This window comes from Citreicella sp. C3M06, assembly GCF_018860705.1.
Classification (GTDB): Bacteria; Pseudomonadota; Alphaproteobacteria; order Rhodobacterales; family Rhodobacteraceae; genus Salipiger.
In genome coordinates this window covers 13,731-32,822 of sequence record NZ_JAHKQA010000050.1, presented here as the reverse complement: position 1 = coordinate 32,822, position 19,092 = coordinate 13,731, and the positions used below count along the sequence as shown (strand labels likewise).

The following is a 19,092-nucleotide window of genomic DNA, read 5'->3' as shown; positions in this document are numbered from 1 at the left end:
ATGAATCCTGACCCTAGGCCATATCGGCGTTCGAAACGCTGTAAATCCGGCGCAGACTGGCGGCCACGATCTTACGGTCCTTCTAGGTGCAGAAGTTCAGGCTATGGCGCACCAGATGCAGTGAGGCATTGGTCACCATAGGTTCGAACCCGATGCCGAACGCAGGTCTGAACCATGGCGTCAGGGAAGGCGTTGGGGACCCCCCTTGAGCCCGTCCACAAACGCGATCGGGACGTCTTGAGCGCCCCGGCTCTTCAACTCGTTCATCACCGAGAGCCGGAATTTGGCCCCCTCGTTCTCGGCGATCCGCAGGCCCAAAACGTCGCGCTGGCCGTCACGGGGGATGCCAGAGGCGACATACACGGGCTTGTTGTTCACCGTCCGACTGTCGGCATCGCGGATCGCCACTCGCAAGGATCGAAGATCACGATCGGATACGTCCGCTCAAGCGCCCGGCTCTGCCATTCCCGGACCTCGTCGGGCACCGCATCAGTGACGCGGCTGATCAGGTCGGGGAGACCTTCAAGCCGTAGAAATCGAGCAGATGGGGCTGGATGTCCCGGACCTTCAGCCCGGAGGCAGAGAGACCAAGGATCTTGTCATCCATCCCGTCGATCTGGGTCTGACCCATTTTCGCCAGCATGGGCTCGAAGCTGCTATCGCACACGCGAGGCACCGCCACCGGCAACTCGCCTTCCTGCTCCTTCAACACCTTGCGCGAGGCGCCGTTCCGGCGGTTGCCCTGGCCCGGCGGCGCTTCATTGCCCTCCTCATAGCCCACCCTTTCGGGATATGGCTATGCAATACCCTGCCGGGCAGTGGATGCGCCATCGACTCGCGCCAAGCACCCGTTCTTCAGCTCTTGCATCCGCCCGGCATCACCGAGCAGATCCTCAGGGCGCGCCACGCTCTTCAGAAGGCCATCCCGGCTTGCGCCGTCGCCGCCGGATAAACCCGGTCATAGCAGGCATCGGCATGCGGGTTAGGCATAGGCCTTCTGTTCATCGCTTCCGATCACCACGACCGCTTCGCCAAAGTCGGCCTGGGCATGCCCCGGCGTGTGCGTCAGGGCAATGAACACTTCCCGATGCCGTTGAGCGTGTTGCCACACCTAGTCCTTGATAATGGGGTAACCGCCCGCATAGCCGTGCTTGTCACAGAGCCGCACAAAGATCCGCTTGGCCGCATGACGCTGCTTTGGAGGGCGGTCCCGATCCTACGATAGCCACTGATCGACAATCCCGGTAAACCCGTCCGGCTTCGGGCGACCGAGTGGAAGGGCCACGTGGGTCCATTCTCAATGGAAATTATGCCGCGACCCGGGCCACTTCTGGGTGGAAAGCAACAGGCAAGTCTTAGAAGGTCGTCCAGATGCCAAGCTTGATGGCCGTGACGCCGTTGCGGAATTCGTACAGCGCGCCCAGCTCGATGAAGCTGTTGTCGGAAATCTTCATGACGTGGGACGGGGCAAGGCCAAAGGTGGCATCGCCACCAGAGGGCGCGGCGAATTGCAGTTGTGCGAGGCTGAGCGATCCGCTGGCGTGATTGACCCCGAAAGTGGCATCGACCTTGCCCAGAGCTTCGCCGCCATCATAGAACGCATAGGTCGCATCCACGCCCATCCAGCCGTTGCCCCACGGCGCGGTGTAGGGCCGCCCCCAGGCGAGGCCGGGGCGCAGGGCGGCACGGCGTTCAGAAGCGACATCCGCCACGCCGATCCCCAGATCGAACGCAAAAAGGTTGGCTCCCGAGGTGAACAGCGGTGTCTGCACAAAGAAGATCGCGGAGCTGTCGCTGCTGACAAGGTTGCGCCCTGCATCAAGCCCCAGCGTCAGCCCATCGGTCAGCCCGTATTCGTAATATAGCGAGGCATATTCCCCGAAATCCACACCGTTGACGGTGGATTGCACCGAGAACGACAGGAACGAAGTGCCCGGCTCGCGCTGCCATGCGTTGGCCGCCGCCCCGGAGCCGGGCAGGGCGAGGGCAAGCGACAGGGCAATCGGATGGGCAATCGAACGGGCGGCGGCGGGCGCAGCGGGCACGAAGCCGGATCGAAGCAGGGAATGAGACATCTGTTTGGTCCGGCGCTGGAGGGACAATCAGGCGATGGAGCGGATGTAATCCGCCAGTTTCAGGGGCTTAAAGGGCTTGTGCAACACGTGGTCTGCTCCAAGGCCGCGAAACTCTGCCTCGGATTCGGGCGACGTGCGGGCGGTACACATGACGATCTTCGCGGTGTCCTGATCGGGATTGGCGCGAGCGGCGCGCAGCACGTGAAGCCCGTCGGGCGGCGGCATCATCACATCCAGAAGCATCACGTCGAAGACCTGCGTTTCCAGAAGGGCAAGCGCCTCGGAGCCGGAGCCAGCGAAGGTTGCCTCGATGTCGTCCTCGATCATGATCGCGATTTCGATCAGCTCGCGGATGTCAGCCTCGTCGTCGACAAACAGCACTTTCATGTCGTGTGACCCGTGTCTTTGGTGTGGCGCGGAAAACGGATGTGGAATGTCGTACCGGTGTCTTGCGCGCCGTCGAATTGCGAACGGCTGGTGACCGAGATTTCACCCCCCTGACGCTGGACCAGTTCGCGGGTGATCGCAAGGCCCAGCCCGGTGCCGCTGGCCTGTAGGTCGCGCCCGTGGATGGGTTTGCCGAACCGTTCAAAAAGCCGGCCGAGCGCGTCGGAGGGAATGCCGGGGCCGCGGTCGGTCACGTAGAACCGCACGCTGTCCGGCAAAAGCTCGGCGCCAATCCGCACCTGCGATCCCTGCGGGGAATACTTGATGGCGTTCGAGACGAGGTTCGACAGGATCTGTTGCAGCCGGATCGGGTCGAGCATCACGATGGCATCTTCGCCGTCGGGCAGCGGGTCTGCGGCGATCGTCACGTTGCGGCCAAGCCCGTAGCCGGCATTGGTCTGCACGGCGTCGCACAGCGCATCGGACACGCGGATGGGCTCTAGGCTGATCAACAGTTGATTCTGGTCGATGGCCTGAAGCGTCAGGATGTCGTTGACCAGCACCAGCAGCCGGTCCGCGTTGCGCGTGGCCATGCTGACCAGCTTTGACGCGCCCGCCGGCAGCTCGGCGCCAAAGCGGTCCCTGAGCAGATCCAGCGCGCCCGACAGCGAGGTCAGCGGGGTGCGCAGTTCATGGTTCACCGATGTGATGAAGGACATGCGGGTTTCGCTCAGGCGTTCTTGGGCAGAGATGTCTTCGAGCACGCAATAGGCGATTTCGGCGCCATACAGCTGAAGCTTCATCACCCGGCATTGCATGGTCTGGGGCGTTTCGGCACAGCCGGTTTGCGGCAGGGATAGCGGGATAACCGCCGTTTCCTTGGGAATTTCCGTCAGCAAAGGAAGCCGGTTGCGCAGGCAGTTCACGGCGGATTCGTCATCCTTGGCATTGAGGAACTGGCGCGCGGCAAGGTTGGACCGGTGCAAAGTGCCAAGATCGTCGAACACCACGATGCCATCGCCAACGTTCTCGAAAATGGCGTCGAATTCCCGTTGGGTGGCCTGAATCTTCATCCGGTCCAGCTCGGACTGCTTGAGCGCGGAGGCGAGCTTGACCGATTGCGCCCGCGTCCGAAGGACCGACACCAGCACGATCACGGACAGCGCCGACGTGATGAGGCCAAAGATGATGGTCCGTTCCCAAAAGGTGCGCATGACCGCCTTGCGGGTGCGGCTGACTTCGATCCGAAGCCCGACTTCGGGCAGGGGGCGGGTGGCGGTCATCAGCTGTGATGTGTCGATCGCCTCTTCGGGTCCGATGGCAAAGGCGGACGCCCCATCGGCGGTGACGAGCCGCACGATCATATCGTCGCCGACATCTTGCAGCGACAAAAGCTTGCCGAAGTACTCCGCGCCAAGCGACGATGCGACGACACCGCGAAGCTCGCCCGACCGGCTGATGACAGGCCATGCAATCGGGGTCAGATGGCGGCTGTTCGCGCGCGAGGTGATGGGCGATCCGACCGTGTACTCGCCGCGCGACAGGGTGATGGCGTTGGCAAAATAGGCCCGGTCGGCAAGGTTCATCCCCAACAGCCCCTCGGCGGTGGACCACATCACCGTGCCGTCGGTAGACAGCAGGACGAGGCTGTCGATCTGTTCGATCTCAAGCATCGCGCGGCGCATCCGGCGACCGTAGCTTTGCTCGATGTACTGCTTGTTGCGCAGCGGAACGTAGGAAATGTCGTCGATCATCGCCCACATTTCAAGGTTGGCGACCGCCAGGGAGGCGTCAAGGGACTGTTCGAAAAGCTCTGCGAAATGCCGCAGCTGTTGTTGGGCGCGGGCCTCGGATCGGCGATGATCTGCCACTGCAAGCAGCACGAGATCGAAGATGAACACCAGTGCGACGAGGGCGGTCAGCAGCCGGAACTTCGTTTTCGAGCGGGTTCCGTCGACGCGTTCTACCTCGGGGAAGAAATCGGGGCGTGACACGATCAGAGACCGCCCTGCGCGGCGGGCACGACCTGAATGCCCGCGCCGGTCATCTCGTCCAGCCGTTCGGCGGCGGCGATCGCCTGACCAAGCCCGGACGCGGGGGGCTGGTTGCGCGGCATCACCAGCGTGGCGTTCAGCCCCAGAGGCTGCTTGGTCCAGCTTTCGCGGCAATGTAGCCGCGCATCCGCGACGGCGGCGATAAAGGCCTGCGCGGTTTCGCGCAGGGATTCTTCGGTGGCGTCGGGACTGGCAAGGCAGAACAGGTCCTTGTCCCAGTGGCAGAAGATGTTCCGCGCCGGCAAGGGCACGGTGCCCAGCAGGCGGGCAATGCTGCGATAGATCGCGGAGGATTCATCAGACGTGCGGTCGGCGTTGGCCGGCAGGCCGGTGATGCGAAACACTGTCAGCCCTAGCTGCGCATGCAGCCGTGGCGGAATGGCGAGCAGCGCGGCCTGAAACCCGGCCTTGTTGTTAAGCACCTCGGTCATCTCGGCGACTTCGGCCCCGATGGTCCGCCGGCGCCCCGATCCGGCGCGGCGGCGGTCGAGTTCGGCTTTCAGCCGCAGGCAGCTGCGCATCCGCGCTTGCAATTCGATCCGGTGGAACGGCTTGGTCAGGTAGTCGCTGGCCCCGGCCAGAAAGGCGTGGTTGAGCGTGTCCATATCCGTGCGGCTGGTCAGCATGATGATCGGGGTGTCGACATAATCGTCCATCCCCCGGATGCGGGCGCAGAATTCGACCCCGTCGATGCCCGGCATCATCACGTCCACGAGGATCAGGTCCGCCTTGACCTCGCCCGAGGTCAGGGCCTCGAACGCGTCGAGGGGGTTCAGGAAGGAAACGACATCTTCGTAGCCGACATCGAGAAGCGCGGCGCGGATATATTCCTGCGCGGTCTCGGAATCGTCTACGGACATGATTCGATGTGACATCTGTTAACCCTCTAAAACCCTGTCTTCTCGAATACACGCCACTGGCTGTTGGCGTATATCTCGTTATACCCGGACAGGCGATTGCGGCTCAGTTCCGGAAAGCGGCGCAGCACGCGGTCGGTCACCGGCGCGCCCTCTGCGGGGCGGGGAACCAGAATGTAGCGCGCCTGCGGCAGTCCTCCTTCGAGCGCCCAGTCATAGGTGGGCTGTCCGGCCATCAGCAGCCCGCTGACATCGCCAAGGGCCACGACCATTCCGGCATTGCGTTCCACATCCAGCATGATGTCGGTCTTGTCACTGACAAAGGCCGCCGCCGCGCGCGTCGGGGCCGCAACGTCGATCACCTGCCCAAGCGACGCCTGCGCCCAGTCGCGGGTTTCCGCAACGGTGGTGTGCCGCATGACCACCACGGATTGCAGCAGGCTGAGGCACAGCAGCGCGATGACCACAGGTTCACGCAACCGCACCGGCGGCCAGAACCGCATCCCCACCAGCACCACGCCCAGCATCGGCGCGATGGCGATCAGTGGATCGCCTTCGACGTTCAGGTACATGTTCAGAACATACGCTCCGGCGACGGTGGCCGTTGCGGCAACGATGGGCATCAGCAGGCGCGTCACCTTGATGTTGCGCAAGGCGGCGATGATCGCGAGCGGGGCAATGCCGGACAGGATCAGCAGATGCTCGGACACGGATACCGAGGCCGGCGTTTCCAGAAGCTGCGGCACCAGCGCACTGTTGAAAATCATGCTGACGAAGAACAGCGATCCGATGGCCGCCAGCACCGGGTAGAACATCGCGAACAGATAGCCAGTGGAAGAGGTGGCGATCAGGCTTGGGCGCGCGGCGACGATCAGAAAGGGCAGGGCGCCGAAGCTGATCATCAGCCCGTAATTGTCCGACAGCGCGACGATCAGCAGGCCGACCGCGACCTTCATCATGTCCGGCGCGTTGCCCGTCAGGCGCAGGTTCACCAGCCCGCGCGCAAAAACCCATGCGCCAAGAATGGTCAGCATGGTTTCTGGCCCGTCGGCCACGGCACGCAGGAAATACGGGTTCAGCCCAACAAGGGCCGTGATCACCACGCTGCTGCCCCATGAGAACCTGCCGACGCGCCACAGGTTGGCGAACCACAGCAGCAGCAGCGCCGTGCCGACGAAGGCCGACAGCACAAAGGGCACCGGGACGCCGTGCTGGCCGGGAAGGGCCTGCAAAAGCAGCGTCAGCGCGTAGGGAAGCGGCGGATAGAAGGCATCCGAGGCGGTGAACTGTTCGGAACCGGCAATCTGGACGATGGCCTTGGCCCAAAGTTCGGTTACGTCGGAGGAGGTGAACCCGTGCGCCTCGGTCCAGCCGAGCCACAGCAGCAAAGCGGCAAACAGGGGCACGGCCGCGGCAAGCCATCCGGCGGTGCGGGTCATAGGCTGGCCTCCTTCGTGGCGGCAGGCTCGGGTCCAAGGCTTTCACTTTCGGCGTCGGCCAATTCGCTCGCGGTGTGCTTGGACAGGCCGTGCTGGGTCTTTTCCCAGTAGAATGGGTTCGAGATCAGCTGCCACAGCGCCTTGTAGGCCGCCACGGTCATCAGCACCCAGTACCCGATCACCGTCACGCCCCATGGCGCAAGGTCGGTCCAGCGCCGCCGGAAGGGGGCAACCATCGTCAGGTAGATCAGCAGACCGTTGCCCACCAGCAGGTTGATCAACGACAGATACAGCACGGGCAGAGGGAAGTAGGGTTCGATCACGTCAGAGCCAAAGAGCATCCAGCCACCGAAAATCGCCCAGAACAGCGGGTTCAGCAGCCCTGACAGCACCGTGCCGCCGATGAAGAACACGAAGCCGAACACCCCCGCCGCCCCGACCGATCGCCACAGGTGCAGCGGGCGGCGCGAATGCACGAGGAAGGTCTGCATGTACCCCTTGATCCAGCGCGAGCGTTGCCGGATCCAGTTGGGGATCGACACGTTCGCCTCTTCATAGGTGGTGCTGTCGATCACCCCGACGCGGTAGCCTTTCTGGGTCAGGCGAATGCCCAGATCGGCGTCCTCGGTCACGTTGAACGGGTCCCACGCGTTCAGGTCGCGCAGCACGTCCATACGGAAGTGGTTCGAGGTTCCACCCAGCGGGATCGGCACGCCCATCTTTTCCAGCCCCGGCAGCATCAGGTCGAACCACAGCGAATAATCCAGCGTGAACATCCGCGTCAGCCAGTTCTCGCGCGCGTTGTAGTAGTTCAGGCGGCATTGGATGCAGGCGGTGTTGGGCGAGGACTGGTTGAAGGCGGCCACCACCTTGCGCAGCTGGTCCGGCTCTGGCTTGTCTTCCGCATCGAAGATCACCAGCAGGTCGCCGTGGGCATAGCGCAGCGCGAAGTTGCAGGCCTTGGGCTTGGTCTGAGGATGCGAGGCGGGAACGCGCACGATCTCGAACACGCCTTCAAGATCAAGTTTCTGCGCGGCCTCGATGGTGTCGTGGTCACCTTCTTCCAGCACGATTTTGATGTCTAGCTTGGCCAGCGGGTAATTCAGGTTCCGCAGCGCCTGCGCAAGGATCGGCAGCACCTCGGGTTCGCGGAACATCGGCACAAGCACCGTGTAGACCGGCAGATCCTCGTCACGCAGAAGCTGCGCCTCTGCCGCGATGGCGCGCGACGAGGTTTCCTGCGCAGCGCCGCCGACCCAGACCAGCACGCCCTTGAACAGGAAATTGCCGGTGTAAAAGATCGTCAGGAAGACGTTCAGCGTGATCAGCGTGGTCACCGGCGCGAACGCCATGCCCAGCAGAAAGATCGACACAAGGATATAGATGACCATGACCTGCGGCGGCGTCACCACCTGCTGCGCCGACATATCCGGGTCAAGTTCGGCCAGCGCATAGACCGCTTCGTGCGAATGCTGTTCGCGGAAGGCCTGTTGCAATGCGGCCGAGATCTGAAGGTGCGATGCCACGACGATCTGCGTCTTCGGCCCATAGATTTCGCGGATGTGCAACAGCATGGCCGGACCGGGGCGCGAGGTCGCCACGGTCACGGTTCCACCGCTTTCGCGGATCGGGATCGTGGTGAACCGGTTCATCACCGCCGGATCATGGCGCCGCACCAGATCGTTGTCGGGCGGATCGCTCATCAGATCGACCAGCGGCAGATCGTGATAGGTGGCGATCTGCGCGTACAGCTCATGCGTGGTCAGCCATCGACGCGACAGTAGAACCTGCACCAAGGACAGGTTCCATTTCTCGGCGAGCTCTTCGGCCTCGTCGAGCTGTTCCGCCGTCAGGGCGCCGCGTTCAAGCAGCAGCGTCCCGATGGCTTCACTTTCAGCGTCCGGCCGCATGAAGGATCAGCCCGCCGAGCCGTTGCGCCGGTTCCGATAGATGCGCTGGAAGACGATCAGCACGAGCAGCGTCAGCAAAAGCCATGCGCCACCAACGATCCACGGCCGGTACTTGGCAAGGATCTGCGCAAGGCTGGTGCGGTCGGGATAGGCGACATCCAGCACCGGGTTCACCCGGGTGCCGGTGGCGACGATCACGCCCTTCTGGTCGAGCAAAGCCAGATCGCCGCGGTTCAGCACCAGCGGCTGTTGCACCGTGGGTTCCGGAGCGGGGCCAGTGCCCGGCCGCAGCCAGAGCCCCGTCTGATCGCCGCGCGTGACGATCTGGGCGACGCCGATCCGGTCAAGCTCGTCTCCGGCAAACATCAATTCGCCGCTGCGGTTGCGGATCTCGACCCGGCCGCTGTCGAAATCGATCGCTGGATCGCCGTCTCCGGGATTGGATTGAGAGATGACGAAAAAGGGCAGCCCCGGCTCGAGCGCCGACACGCTGGCGCGGGGCAGGATCGTCGCGCGGTCGGGGATCATGGTCCCGGCCACGCCGGAAATCCAGGGCAGTGCACTTGCAAGGTCAAGATCGGGGTCCAGCACCAGCTGCACGCCCTCGCCGAAATCCTGACGAAGGGTGAAGAAGTGGTCGTCGCCATCATCGGCATCGGCCAGACGCAGCGTGCTGCCGGGCAGGATCTGCGCCGGGTAGCCCTGCGGCTTGAACCGGCATTCCCCGCCCGAGGGCTGCCGCTGGATCGACACGCGCAGCAGGTTGTCGCGCCCGATCAGCCCGCGCGGCACGTTGAAGGTCAGCCGTTCGGGGGTGCCGTTGGGCAGCGGCCGGTTTCCCAGCAGCGTTTCGTTCAGATAGACCGACGCGGTCGCGCCGTGCCCTTCGGCGTCAAGCGCCGCCGCCATCATCAGATCGACCGCTGCCACGGTCTTGCCCGCCGGCAGATCCGCGGATTCAAACGGGATCAGCACATCCTGAGTGGAGACCACCAGACGCGGCGTCAGGTCGGCGTTCAGCGACGACAGCGCAAGAACATCATTGGTCGGGTTGTCCGGCGACACCGCCGTGGTGATGGCGCTGTCGCCCCCGGCCAGCGCGGCCCAGTTCGATGCAAGCTGCCAAAGGCCCAGCTGCGGATCGGTGCCGCGCACCGTCAGGTGGGGGAAGCGGGCGTCGGTCAGCACCTGCATTTCGCTTTGCACGCCCGAGGTCGCGATGTCCAGTTGCACGGCGCCTTCGGTCCAGTCCTGCCCGCTCGGGCCTGCGTCCGTGCCGAACCGGACGCTGCCGGTCTCGCCGCCGAACAGCGCAGCGGCGCGGGTGGCAGCGGCCAGCCCGCCCAGCGACGATTGATCCGGCAGCGCGATGCGCATATTTCCCGGACGGAAGCCCGCGAACAACGCCGGAGAGTTGATGCCGTCCGCGTCCAGTTCAAGTGTGATCGAAGACGCGGGCGAGATTTGCAGGAAATCACCCGAGGCGCGTTCGTCGATGCACACCCGATCCGAAAAAGCCCCTGAATACGACAGGCTGACCGCAAGAAACCCGTTCGCCACGTCCGACGGGCCAACGGGCACCGGAATGCTCAGGGTCTCTTCGCGGTTCCCAAGGGATTGCGTCGACACCACCCGGGCGCCGACCGAAATTTGCAGATAGCGGTCCACGGGCACGGTTGCGCCATGCTTCAGATCCAGCGTGATCGTCCCGCCGCGCAGCGGAGCGGTGTCCGGCACGGGAACGAACACGGTGCTTTGCCCGGACAGCTGCCGGAACGTCAGACCGTCGCCAAATCCAAGATCCGCAAGCGTCGTAGTGCGGGTGATCGACCCGGCAGTGGCATCGGCCACGGCGGCGGGCTGCTCTTGGTCTGTGCTTTGGGCAGAGGCGACGCCCGGCGCAAAGGCAAGTACGCCGATGAGGAGTCTGGCAAGGGTCATGAAATCTCAGTCCTGGTTCTGATTTTGGGCGCTGGCGTTCTCTTGACCTAGCACGTCCAGAATATCGGCAAGCGCATCATTGATGATGACAAGCTCTTCGCTGTTGAATGGCGTGTTCTTGGCATCGGCCACTTCGGCAATGCGCAGCGCGCGGCGGAATGCGCCCTCGATGTGGTCGAGTTCCAGCATCGCTGCGCTGCCGGTCATGTCATGCAACATGCGGTGCGCCTTGCGCAGCTGGGTTTCTTCGGGGTCCGAGTTTTCCGGGGTCTGAATGGCCTCCCGGATTTCCTTCAGCCGGTCCGGAATGGTCTCGAGAAATCGCATGCGGATCTCCGCTACGCGGTCTTCGAAACGCGGCTTGTCTTCGGGCATCGCAAACGTCCTCCTGCCAGACGCAAAGTAGATAGGGCGTTCATTCGTACCCAGGAAAGCCAGAGCCGGAGTTTGCAGGTAATAGCAGACTTTGCGCCCTGGAAAACCCGAAGACGCGGATTTCATCCCAATTCATCCTCAAACTAGTCAAAAATTGTAAGCATGTCTTGCACAGACGGTGAAAGATGTCTGTGAGAGGTGACTGTTGTGACATCTTGTCAACAATGGTTTCGCATTTGGTATCAGTGGGCTGAACGCCGAGGCGATGCATTCGGGGGCCGCCTATGGTGCCCAGCGGCCGCTGAAGCGGACCGTGAATTCGATCTCTGTCAGGGCGTCCCGCAGGGTTTTGCTGCGGGCCTCGGCCGCGCTGCGCCACGCCCGACCCGCGCCGCGACCTATGCCTGCCCCCGCGCCGTGACCCTTCGGGTCCCGGTGGAGCGCCTGAAGCGTCGGGATCACCAGCTTCCAGCACGAATCCAGCCCGGTGTTCTGGAACCGGCCCAGCACCCCCGGCGGCGATTGCAGCAACCGGGAGTCGACCTCGCATGACCCCAGCGACAGGCTTTGCATCGGGTATCGGTCCCGCCGGATGCGCGCCTCGCCCGCGGCGGCGCGGTTCGGCGACAGGAAACATGTGTTTGAAATCTGTGTCAGACGCGCATGCGGGCGCAGCCCGGCATCCGACAGGCTGGGCCAGCGCACGGCGATGCTTTGAATGCGCCGGTCGTACTGGCCGGGATAGAACACATCGACCATCTCGTCGGTCAGGCGGAAACAGGTTTCGCCCTGCGCCAGAAGCTCGTCCAGCGCCGCGGTCTGCTGCCCGAGCGACGGCATTTCGGACAGGGCAACGGTGAACTCGCTCGTGTCGCTGGCCTTGTCCAGCGCGGCCTGGATAAAGGCGGTTTCAAGCCGTTCCACATCCAGCGCCAGCCGGTGCGGCGCGCTGAACTTTTCAGGCTCGCCCCCGATGCTGGAGGTGGTGAGAAAGCTGGCCCCGTCGCTGCGATCGGTTTCTTCGTCGTAAAGCCGAACCAGCAACCGGCAGCGTTCCTGCGCCACCGCCCATTCCTGTTGGTACAGGCGCTCCAGATCCTGCCGGAAGGGACTGTAAACGCGCGTGCCGCCAAAAACCTCGTCCCATTTGTCCCGCACCGCCTGCGCGGCCAGCTCCTGCTTGTCCAGCTCTTCGCCAACGGCGCGCTGATGGTCCAGCACCGCCTTGGCCTTGCTCAGGTCCATGCTTGCGGTGGTGAGCGCAAAGCCAAGGGTCGAGAATTTCGCGCTTAGTTCAAGCAACTCGCCCTTCGAGACGCGCAGGGCGGCGGTCTTGTCCCGCGCCTCTTTCTTGTACAGAAAATAGCTGATCAGGTGGATGCAGCCGACCACATCCGCCTGTTCCAGATTCTGCCCGCCGGTCGACAGGCCGAACGTGTCCGGGATGCTGGATTTCAGCGCCGCCGAAATCTTGCTGGCGACATTCACCAGATGCGTTCGGGCCACGTCGACCCGGGCAAAACCGGCCTCGGCGGTCCGGGACACGACGTCATAGGTGCGAAGCAGCATCTGCGCCACAAGACCGGCCATCGCGGTGGTCGCGGCGGCGACCTGAACGCCCTTGATCGCCACATCGCGTTCGGCGGCGTTGATGACGTAATCATGCAGATCTATCGCGCGCCCTGCCTTGGCGATACTGGCGTCCATTTGCAGTTGCCGCATCTGGGCATCCGCTTCCTTTTCGCAGGTATCCTGCAGCCGGTAGCTGGTCAGCTTGAGGTTGCCAAGGCAGCTGCGCACGGAGTCGAGAACATAGATGAAATCGACAGGGGGAGGGGCGGGTTCCGGGTCTTCGTCCGGCGATCCGCCGCGCAGCGCAAGGCTGGCCTTGGCGGCGCGCTGCAACTGGCGCGGATCGACGGGTTTCGCCAGAAGCGGCACGTCAAGCGGTTCACCCGCAAGGGTCAGCCAGTGACGCAGGTTGTGCAACCGGTCCTGAATGGTGGCGTAAAGCGCGCGCAACTCGGCATTGTAGGGCGGCAGAAAGACGTCCTGGTCCGTGGTGGCCGCAGCGCCGAGGGTCGGATCGGTCCACGGAGTGTTCACCACGTTTTCCAGCGAGGCCGACAGGGTATCGTCGAACAACTGCCGTGCCGCGACATAGCGCGCCTTGGCCCGGCGCAGGCTGTCGCGGGTTTCCTGTTCGTATTCGGCGTCTCCGGCATCGATCAGAACCTCCAGCGTGCTACGGATGGCGGCTTGCTGGTAGTAAAACGGGTAATCCTGCGCGATGCGGTCGGGGTCGATGGTGACCGCCCCGGTATCAAAGGCGTGCAGCCCGCCGGGATCGCGCGCGTCAATCAGCGGCTGCACCCGCCATGCGGGGTCCAGCTGCGGATCGAAGATGCGGCGCAGCCATTCCAGCGCAAGATCGTATTGCCCGCCGCTGGTATAGCCCGCTGCAATGGCGGCAGGCAGGTGATAGAACACCTCCCAGCCATAGGCCCCATAGGCGCTGTCAAAGTCGAATGCCTCGGTCGGCAGGCGCGCCGGGTTTAGCGCGGCGTCGTCGCCGTAGATCGCGCCAAGCGTGGCACCGTATTGGTGGAAAAAGGTGCCGTAATCCTCGGTTCCGCCTTGGTTGCGCAGCTCGAACAGAGTTTCGCAGCCACCCGGGCGGGGCATGGTTCGCGCCAGATCTGCCAGCACCGTGGATGAATTCGCCAACACATAGGTGTCGCCGATGGTACGGTCGGGGCGGTCGACAAGATGCATGAAATTGCGGCTGCCGTGCTGCCCGGTCTGGGTCCAGCCGATGTTGACCAGCCCGTTCGCGGGCCGCAGGACGAAGGTGCCCACCGAAAGATCGGCGCGCAGTTCCGCTTCTTCGGGGGCCACGGTCTCGCGCGCGCCGGGCGATCCGGCCAGCAGCGTCACCGGGCTGGGATAGCGCCGCAGGACGGCCTCGATCTCGTATTCTCCGGTTTCGCCCTCGGCGACGGTCCAGCCCGAGAACATCGACAAACCCGTTGAAACCTGCACATTCAGCGGATGGGAAAAGCTGGCGGTGCGCAGGCCGGTCCTGTCCGGGGCCGGGATCGGCACATCGGATCGCACGAAGCGCGCGGGCATCCATTCCGTCGCGCCAGAGCCAGAGCCGCCGACCCGTTCCCCGTGTTTCCTGAATTCCGTGGTCCAGACAACAGACCCCGGCGTGGCTTTGGTTTCTTCGAGCAGGTGCAGGATATCCAGATCCGGGTCCGTCGTCGTGAGGGTGTAAAGCCCTTGCCCGATCTCGAACTGAACCTTGACCGATCCCGCGCTGGAGGCGCCACGCGGGGCGGGCACAAAGGTGGCGACAGAGCGCATCCGCCCGGGCGCAAAGCCGTTGTGCAGCTTGATCGGGCAGGGCTGGGAAAACTCATAGCGCGCGACCAGTTTGTCCGGCACCTCGTGTTCGATCGTCTGGCTGTACTGGTCGGCGACGACCGCGAAATCCGACACCAGCCGGGGATGAACCGGCGCGTAACCCGCCGGCGCGCTGTCTTCGGCGGCGGTGTCGATGGCCCGGTTCAGGTCAAGGATCGCGTCGGACCATTCCTGCGACAAGCGTATGTGCAGCGACGTGCTGCGGCGGGTGTTGGCCGCATCCGTGGGGCTGGCTTCGGCGGTCTGTTCGGGCAGGTCGATGCCAAAACTCACGGTCAGCGTCTCGCCGCTGGGGGCGCTGTCGTTCGGCTGGGGATCGAGCACGCCGTAAGTGTACAGGTTGTCCGGGGCGCGCGTCGGGTGGTAGGTGCCGTTCAACTCAGGGCGCGCGCCGGTCCATTCGAACGCATCCCCAAGCGACACTGCCGCAGCGCCTTTGCCCGGGTCGCCGTGGGTGAAAAGCCCGGGTTTGAGCATCGGCCCCACCAGCGCGTTCTGATCGCAGCGCATGTAGCGAGGGTGCAGACGCCAGATCGACCGGGGGGCCTCGCCGCTTTGTTCGCGGCGCTCCTCGATCTCGATCCAGAAGAAATAGAACCGGTTGCGGAACACGCAGACCGCGACCTCCGAGAACAGATCGAAGGTCAGCGGCAGCGTCACCTCTTGCCAATAGGTCCAATCCATCGCCTTGAGCCATGGCACGCCGTTTTCCAGTCCGTCTTCCATCGCGGCGATGGTGCGGAAATCTGCGTCCAGCTTGCGATAAAAGAAACGCCCCGGTTCCCACTTGGCCTTGGCAAGCACATGATAGGTGGTATTTTCGATCCCGTCCGCAGCGCCGTCGCTGTGGCGGTCGGCGAAAAAGCTGCACAGGCTCAGGTCGCACAGCCCGGCCAGCGCGCTCATGTAGGCGTTGACCGCCGCCTCGACCGTGTCGGGGCCCATGTCACCGCCCGAGACGGCCTGCAACAGCGTGTCGAACTCCGGCGAGGTGATCTGCCGTAATTCGGGTTCAAGGTAGTTCTGCGGATACAGCTGCAGCTTCTGGTTCGCCTCCCACATGCGGTAATCGCGGTCCAGCTCCCACTGGGCGGCCAGCGCGGGGCGACGGTCGTTGCCACGGCGGTCGATGAACGAAACGTCGGGTTCCAGCCCTTCGAGCGCGCGCGAGATATACAGCTGAAGCGCGGCGGTCGCCTCTATGATGCGGCTGGTCGGCACGGCGCTGCTGACGTTCACGTCCAGCAACAGATAGCCGAAAAGCGCCTCGTGATCGGTGATGCGGGCGCTCAGCCGCGGCTCGGCGGCGATGCGGTTCTGCATAAAATCGGCCACCAGCGCATCGCGATGCCGCTCGGCCAGCGCGTTTTGAAACGCTTGCAGGTTCTGCTCGTCGCCGGGCCGCGACAGGCTAGCCTGCGCCGCGCTGGCCGCCGCTTGCCATGCGTCGCCCCTGTGCGGGCTGGACTGGGTCTCAAGGCCGGGGTCGCTGACGCGCGTCAATGCCAGCAGGTCGGCCGCGCTCAGTCCCAGCTCGTCGGCCAGCCGGACATGGCGCGCGACCGCGTCGATCTCGGCAACGCTTTGCGCCACGCGCCCCGGGCCGAGAAGCGCGTCCAGATAGACGTCGGCGTCTTCTGTGGCACAGCCCAGCATCAGCGCCATCACCTGCCGGCAGCCAGTGACCCAGTCTCCCGGCAGATCGCCCGGCGCCTGCGCCTCGGGCGGGCTGTCCTGAGATTGCGCCAGATAGCCGACCCACGCAGCGTCGCTGGCGACCCCGACCTGAAGCGTGCCGAAGCGTTGCAGATGGTACAGCTGCGCCAGCCCCAGCGTATCCGACTGCGGTGCATCGACAAGCCAGTCGGGATGTTCGGCCACCAGCCACAGATCGGCCTCGCCCAGCGATAGCGCCGATGCCGCGGAAATATGCCGTGTCAGTTCGGACATCCAGTGGAGACAAGCGGGATCGTCCGGCCCGGCGAGCAGATCATGCAGCAGCCTGAGCGGGCGGGACTGCGCCCAGCCGATCAGCGACACGGCTGCAACCACGCTCAGGCCCGGATCGAGCGAGACGACCTGCGCGGCGATCAGCTCGGCCTGCGCATTGCGCAGCGCATCCAGCCGCGCGACCAGCAATCGCAGCGGCTCGGCGATGCCCGATGCGGCGGGATCCAGCCCGGCGGCGATAAGGCAATCCTTGCAGGCCGCCTCGATACCCGCTCGGTCCGCATCGTCGTAGAATACGCCGGAGCTACGCAGAATGGGGCCTGAGGCGGTGCTTTTCAGGTGGGCATGCCAGGTTTCGGCGGCAATCGTCGTCTCGCCGCCCTCTGGCCCCTGCCATGTCTCGGCCCCCGCGAAAACGCCCGCCTTCGCGGCAATCGGCGCAAAGGCGTCCTGCAATGCGCCCAGCCATGCGATCTGGGCATCGCCGAGGAGGGCCGCGTCCGGCGCCAGCAGGGCGCAAAGCGCATCTGGCGTCAGCCCGGTCTCGGTCATCCAGCGCGACAGGGCGAGCAGCCAGTCGAGCGCATCGCACAGCGCAAGGGTCTGCGCGGCGGTCTCATTGCGCAGGTACAGCGCCGCAGGACCCCCCGGCAGACGATCAATCGCCGCAAGGCCCGACAGCACAGGCCATCCCAGCATCCGGCACAGCGTGGACAGGCGGTAAAGCCCGCCAAGCCCGCGGGCATCCAGCCCCTGCGACAGCGCGAATGATGCGTCCAGCACCGCCACCAGCCGGTCCAGTTCAAGCGCGGTCAACCCAAGACCCCGCGCGATCAGCGGCGCAAGATCTGGATCAAGCACAGGCGTGGTTCCCGCATCCAGCAGTGTCTGCAATGCTGGCGCATCCTCGTGAAACAGGCTGCGCAGGAACGAGCGTTCGGTCTGTTCCAGCGCGGTGCCATCGTCCTGCGCGGGCAGGATCACATCGGCGCGCCAGTAGGGGCAGGGCGCGCCGAACAGCGCCGCAAACCCAGCCGGAGACAGGCCAAAAGCCTCTTGATACAGCGGGTAGCTGGCCAGCAGGCGCACCCCAGCATCCGTCACGGTACGGGCCGGGGCAACCGGATCATCCGCCCCCGTGGCCGCGCCATCCGCCGCCGCTCCGGGCAGCGCAAGGATCGTGTTCAGGTCGTGATATGCAAGGCCTGTGCCGCGCTGCAACCGGGCGAGGATATTCAGGCTGCGCAGGACAGGGGCGGGCAGGGGCTCGCCCGCCATGGTGGCGGATTTGAGCAGTTGGGCATAGGTGATCGCGAAGGGGACGTCGTTGTTCAGGAAAGCGGTGGCAAAATCGCGCTGCGCCGCGCTGCCCGTACCCTCGCGCGAGACATTGTAGAGCCCAAGAAGTTGCGTCAGCCCGTCGAACGTCTGATCGAGACTTTGCATCAGCTGATCGGTACCCGACGCGGCGGCGCGGGTGGTGCAGCCGTAAAGGCCCTGAAGCGTGGCCGGACGCTCTGCCGGGTCCGCCTGCGCGCCGGTCAGAAGCGGCATCACCGCGTCCGGCACGCCCATAAGGCCGGGGCGGTCTCTGGCCCAGCCATACCCTGCGCTGCCATCGGTCGGCAGGCTTGTGATACGGGCCGCGATGTCGTTGAAACGGGTATTCCCCAGTTGCGCCAGCGCCGTTCGTGCCCTCGTGGCGGCATGATCGTAGGGCAGGGCCAGCGGGTGAAACCCGGCCGCAAGATCCGCCGCCAGCTTTGCCGCGGAGCGTTCCGCCCCCAGCACCTCGTTCACCAGCTCTAGCGTCGGCAGTTCTGTCTTGAGGTTGGCTTCGCTCAGCACTAGCGCGTGCAGGTCCGGTCGTCGCTTGGCGATGGCAAAGGGGCTGGACGTGGGGCAGCGAATGCCAATCTCTGCGTCCTCGCCCGTCGCGATACGGTACAAGTGGCACAGGTAGGCCGCCGGGGATTGCGACGATTGCAAACTGGCGGGGCTGGCATAGGCTGGAAGCGATTGTGTCGACGCGCTGTCTTGCGACAGGGGCGCGGGAATATGACGCAGCGCGCGGCCCATCGGATCGTTCACCGCCAGCGCGTGGCGTGACAGCCGCCATGCCCGAAGCGCCTCGCGCCGCGCTTGCGTCAGAAGGCGGCTGAGGTTGGCCTCATCGGGTTGCGCCCGATCCGCAAGGCGCGCCCGAAGCGCGGCGGGAGTTCCGCACGCGGCCACATCGGCTGCAAGGCTGAAACCCAGATCTCTGATGTTCGCGGCCAGCGTGGCGGGGCAGCACCCGGCGGCAATGCCCCGATAGAACGGATCGCGCGCCATCGCGGTAAACGACAGACGCTGCGAGTGTCTGAAGCTCTGGCGCCTCAGCGCGTCCTTTGCGGCGACGCGGCGGGCGCGATGGCGTTTCCGGTCGGCATGGGGTGAAAAATCGGTCGGGCTGAGCATGTGGCTATCACCTCTCAGGAACGCGCTGGCCCGGTCGGGCGGATGGTTTGAACCAAAGCGTCGGTCGGATCGCGGGTGCTAAGGCAGGGCCTGCAACGGAACAAGCCTGCGATCAGGATACGCCCTATGGGGATTGTATTGCCTGTCTAGTCAATCTAGAGGATAGCAATCAAATCATGCTCTGAGTCAACTGCCGATGTTGCGGCATCCTGCGA

The 19,092-nt window shown here is 64.5% G+C and carries 9 protein-coding genes and 2 pseudogenes; all 11 read right to left on the bottom strand.

Going from position 1 to position 19,092, the window contains the following annotated elements; translation table 11 throughout:
• Window positions 1-180 precede the first annotated feature (180 nt).
• Window positions 181-781: pseudogene (locus KO516_RS24220) on the bottom strand (transposase).
• Between the two features lie 146 nt (window positions 782-927).
• Window positions 928-1,267: pseudogene (locus KO516_RS24215) on the bottom strand (IS21 family transposase); the annotation flags it as partial.
• A gap of 88 nt (window positions 1,268-1,355) precedes the next feature.
• Window positions 1,356-2,075: a hypothetical protein gene (locus tag KO516_RS12405; protein WP_252737570.1), complete on the bottom strand. Its 720-nt coding sequence runs from the start codon at window positions 2,073-2,075 to the stop codon at window positions 1,356-1,358.
• A gap of 27 nt (window positions 2,076-2,102) precedes the next feature.
• Window positions 2,103-2,462: a response regulator gene (locus tag KO516_RS12400; RefSeq protein WP_216004110.1), complete on the bottom strand. Its 360-nt coding sequence runs from the start codon at window positions 2,460-2,462 to the stop codon at window positions 2,103-2,105.
• Complete coding sequence (locus tag KO516_RS12395; protein ID WP_216004109.1) at window positions 2,459-4,456, bottom strand: ATP-binding protein; 1,998 nt, start codon at window positions 4,454-4,456, stop codon at window positions 2,459-2,461. Before KO516_RS12395 ends, KO516_RS12400 begins: the two co-directional genes overlap by 4 nt.
• A 2-nt stretch (window positions 4,457-4,458) precedes the next feature.
• Window positions 4,459-5,376 carry a response regulator gene (locus KO516_RS12390; RefSeq protein WP_216004108.1) on the bottom strand — a complete coding sequence of 306 codons (918 nt, stop codon included), beginning with the start codon at window positions 5,374-5,376 and terminating at the stop codon, window positions 4,459-4,461.
• A 26-nt stretch (window positions 5,377-5,402) separates the two neighbouring features.
• Window positions 5,403-6,812, bottom strand: coding sequence for a hypothetical protein (locus KO516_RS12385; protein WP_216004107.1), 1,410 nt, complete (start codon window positions 6,810-6,812; stop codon window positions 5,403-5,405).
• Window positions 6,809-8,722: a glycosyltransferase family 2 protein gene (locus KO516_RS12380; RefSeq protein WP_216004106.1), complete on the bottom strand. Its 1,914-nt coding sequence runs from the start codon at window positions 8,720-8,722 to the stop codon at window positions 6,809-6,811. Before KO516_RS12380 ends, KO516_RS12385 begins: the two co-directional genes overlap by 4 nt.
• A 6-nt stretch (window positions 8,723-8,728) precedes the next feature.
• A complete protein-coding gene (locus tag KO516_RS12375) occupies window positions 8,729-10,663 on the bottom strand; it encodes a cellulose biosynthesis cyclic di-GMP-binding regulatory protein BcsB (protein WP_216004105.1) in 1,935 nt (644 codons plus the stop codon).
• A 6-nt stretch (window positions 10,664-10,669) separates the two neighbouring features.
• The gene (locus tag KO516_RS12370) at window positions 10,670-11,164 is read right to left on the bottom strand and encodes an Hpt domain-containing protein (protein WP_216004104.1); all 495 of its coding nucleotides are present in this window, start codon (window positions 11,162-11,164) and stop codon (window positions 10,670-10,672) included.
• A 156-nt stretch (window positions 11,165-11,320) separates the two neighbouring features.
• A complete protein-coding gene (locus KO516_RS12365) occupies window positions 11,321-18,877 on the bottom strand; it encodes a neuraminidase-like domain-containing protein (RefSeq protein ID WP_216004103.1) in 7,557 nt (2,518 codons plus the stop codon).
• Window positions 18,878-19,092 lie beyond the last annotated feature (215 nt).